3 protein-coding genes are annotated in these 2,454 nt (G+C 70.4%); 1 reads left to right on the top strand and 2 read right to left on the bottom strand.

What is annotated here, in order from left to right; translation table 11 throughout:
• Positions 1-184: 184 nt before the first annotated feature.
• Together ACEQZY_RS19770 and ACEQZY_RS19765 are read right to left on the bottom strand one after the other, a co-directional pair.
• On the bottom strand, positions 185-1,000 hold the full coding sequence (locus ACEQZY_RS19770; RefSeq protein WP_370156644.1) for an alpha/beta fold hydrolase: 816 nt from the start codon (positions 998-1,000) through the stop codon (positions 185-187).
• Positions 1,000-1,773, bottom strand: coding sequence for an MOSC domain-containing protein (locus tag ACEQZY_RS19765; RefSeq protein ID WP_341704789.1), 774 nt, complete (start codon positions 1,771-1,773; stop codon positions 1,000-1,002). The genes ACEQZY_RS19770 and ACEQZY_RS19765 overlap by 1 nt, the downstream gene beginning before the upstream one ends.
• Here ACEQZY_RS19765 and ACEQZY_RS19760 point away from each other — a divergent pair.
• Positions 1,772-2,290: a DUF4149 domain-containing protein gene (locus tag ACEQZY_RS19760; RefSeq protein WP_370156642.1), complete on the top strand. Its 519-nt coding sequence runs from the start codon at positions 1,772-1,774 to the stop codon at positions 2,288-2,290. The genes ACEQZY_RS19765 and ACEQZY_RS19760 overlap by 2 nt on opposite strands.
• The last annotated feature ends 164 nt before the right edge of the window (positions 2,291-2,454 follow it).

Genomic DNA, 2,454 nt, shown 5'->3' with positions numbered 1-2,454 from the left:
TCCGGGCGGGCGGCGCAACGGTGCCGGTATATGCGGAACAGGCCGGAATATGCGCGCCCGCCATATATGCAGGCACGCGCTGAACGGGGGACGCCCACTCCGATATTCTGGGTTGCACCAGCCAGCGCCATCCGCCCCGGCATGATCGGGCAGCAGGTCTAGCGGCGGGACGGAGGGCGCGCGGTCAGCCGTGGCGGCTGAAGAAATCGCGCAGGGCGGCGGCGAACTCGGCCGGGCGGTCGTCGTGGATCACATGGCCGGCATCGAAGCTCTGCAATTCGCAGCGCGGATTGAGCGCCGCCATGCGCGCCGCCTCGTCGGCCGGCAATGCCCAGCTCGTCTCGCCGCGCAGCAGCAGCACCGGGCAGGCGATGGCGGCCCAGTCGGCGCTCCAGTCACCGGTCAGTGCGGCGCGCATCGGCCGGTAATTCTCGTCACTGAAGCGGAAGCCCCAGCCGTCGTCGAATTCATGCAGGGAATCCAGCAGCAGGCGGTTGATGCCGATCGGCGTCGCCTGCATGAAGGCGAGGAACTGGTCGAGCGTGGCCCAGCGGGTCGGCCAGCTTTCTTCCGCCTCGGGCGGGCCGAAGCGGCAGCCGATGTCTTCGACGACCAGCGCGCGCACCAGATCCGGATGCCGCGCCGCCGTCTGGTAGGCATTGACGCCGCCGAGCGAATGGCCGAGCAGCAGCACCGGGCCGCAATCGAGCCGGCGGATCAGGGTGGCGGCATCGGCCACGAAGGCGGCGCGGCTGCCGTCGGCGCTGTGGCCGCTCCAGCCATGGCCGCGCTGGTCCAGCGCGACGATGCGGAAGGCATTGCCCAGCGCCTGGGCCAGCGGCACGAAGTTGCGCGCGCAGCCCGAGCGGCCATGCAGGCAGACGAGGGTGCGTTCGGCCGGGCCGCCGAAATCGAGATACGACAGCGCCAGCCCGTCGCGGGTGAAGCCGTGGCGGGTGACCGGCAGATTGGATGCCGGCAGGTTCGGCGCCCGCGTCATCAGCCGACCCGCATCACCCGGTCGCCGGTGCGGATGCGGCCGCCCTTCACCACGCGGGCATAGACGCCGCATTTGTTGTGGCCCCAGCCGTCGCGCAGCGCGCCGAGCACATCGGTGTCCTGCAGGCCGGTATCGGGATGGACATGGGTGGCGGCGCAGCGGCCGATGATCTCCTCGACCTTCAGCACGGCTTCGCCGATCTGCAGTTCGGCGCCGGTCCAGCCGAGTTCGGCCCAGGGCTCGGGGCCGTCGACCAGCAGGTTGCCGCGCAGGCGGCGCCAGTCGAAGCCGGGCTGGCCGAGCCGCGCGGCGATGGTGGCCAGCGTCGCCGTGTTCTGGATCGACAGATAGGGCGGCGGCACATCGGCGAACCACACGCCCGGCGCCTCGGCGATGCGCACGCTGCCACGCGCGGCCTCGCCCATATGCTGCAGCACGGCCTGCTCGACGGCGCCGCGGCTGAGCGGCGAGGCGAGGTCGGCATCGCGCACCATCTCGATGCCGTCGCGGCTGATGCTGATTTTCGTGCCGCCGGCATCGAAGCGGCAGTCGAGCGCGGCCAGCGCCGGGTTGCGCACCCAGGTCAGGAAATGCGCCTTCTTCTGGAAGGCGGGCGCGGCCGGATCGAAGGCCGAGCCGCCATGGGCCAGCGCGAAGCGGCGGTCGCCGGCAATCGGCTGGTCGGGTGTGAGGGCGGCCTCGTCCAGCGGCTGGGCGGTCAGGCCCTTCACCGGATAGCGCGCGATCTGCAGCAGACGGTTGTCACGGGTCATGGGCCGGCAGATTGCAGACAGCGTGGGGCAGGGTCAACGCGGCAATTGTCACGGAGTCAATTGCCAGCCATCGCATCTGCCGTCACTCTGCCGTCATGCCGCTGCCGGTCCTGACCGCCGCCTTTGCCGCTCCCTGCTGCTGGGCGCCATGGCCTTCTTCTCCTTCGTCGTGGCGCCGGTGGTGTTCGCCACGCTGGCACGGCCCGAGGCCGCGCGGCTGATGCGGGCGCTGTTCCCGGTCTATTATCTTGTCGTCATCGGCCTCGGCGCGGCGGCGGCGCTGACGCTGGCCATCGCCGACCATCCGCAGGAGGGCGGTGTCATGGCTTTCGTGGCCGCCGCCGCGGCCCTGCTGCGCCAGGGCCTGCTGCCGCGCCTGGAAAGCCTGCGTCCGGCGAAAGAGGCGGGGGAGGCCGCCGCCGCGCGGGCCTTCGCCCGGCTGCATCGCGCCAGCATGATCGTGAACCTGCTGCAGATGCTGGCTGCCGCCGCCGTGCTGGCCGGCCTGCTGGCCTAGATTTTCACCCCTTTTCGTTCTTTCCGGGTGGATGATCGGCCGAAAGCCCCATATTGTATGAACAAAAAGTGTACAAACTGCCTTCCGGCCGGTGTTTCACGTGAAACAGGGTCTGCGGCCCCGGGGGTGTTTCACGTGAAACACCCCCCGGGCGGCCGGCACCC

The sequence above is a fragment of the Ferrovibrio sp. genome (assembly GCF_964218355.1).
GTDB lineage: Bacteria > Pseudomonadota > Alphaproteobacteria > Ferrovibrionales > Ferrovibrionaceae > Ferrovibrio.
This window is presented reverse-complemented; position numbering and strand designations above follow the sequence as displayed.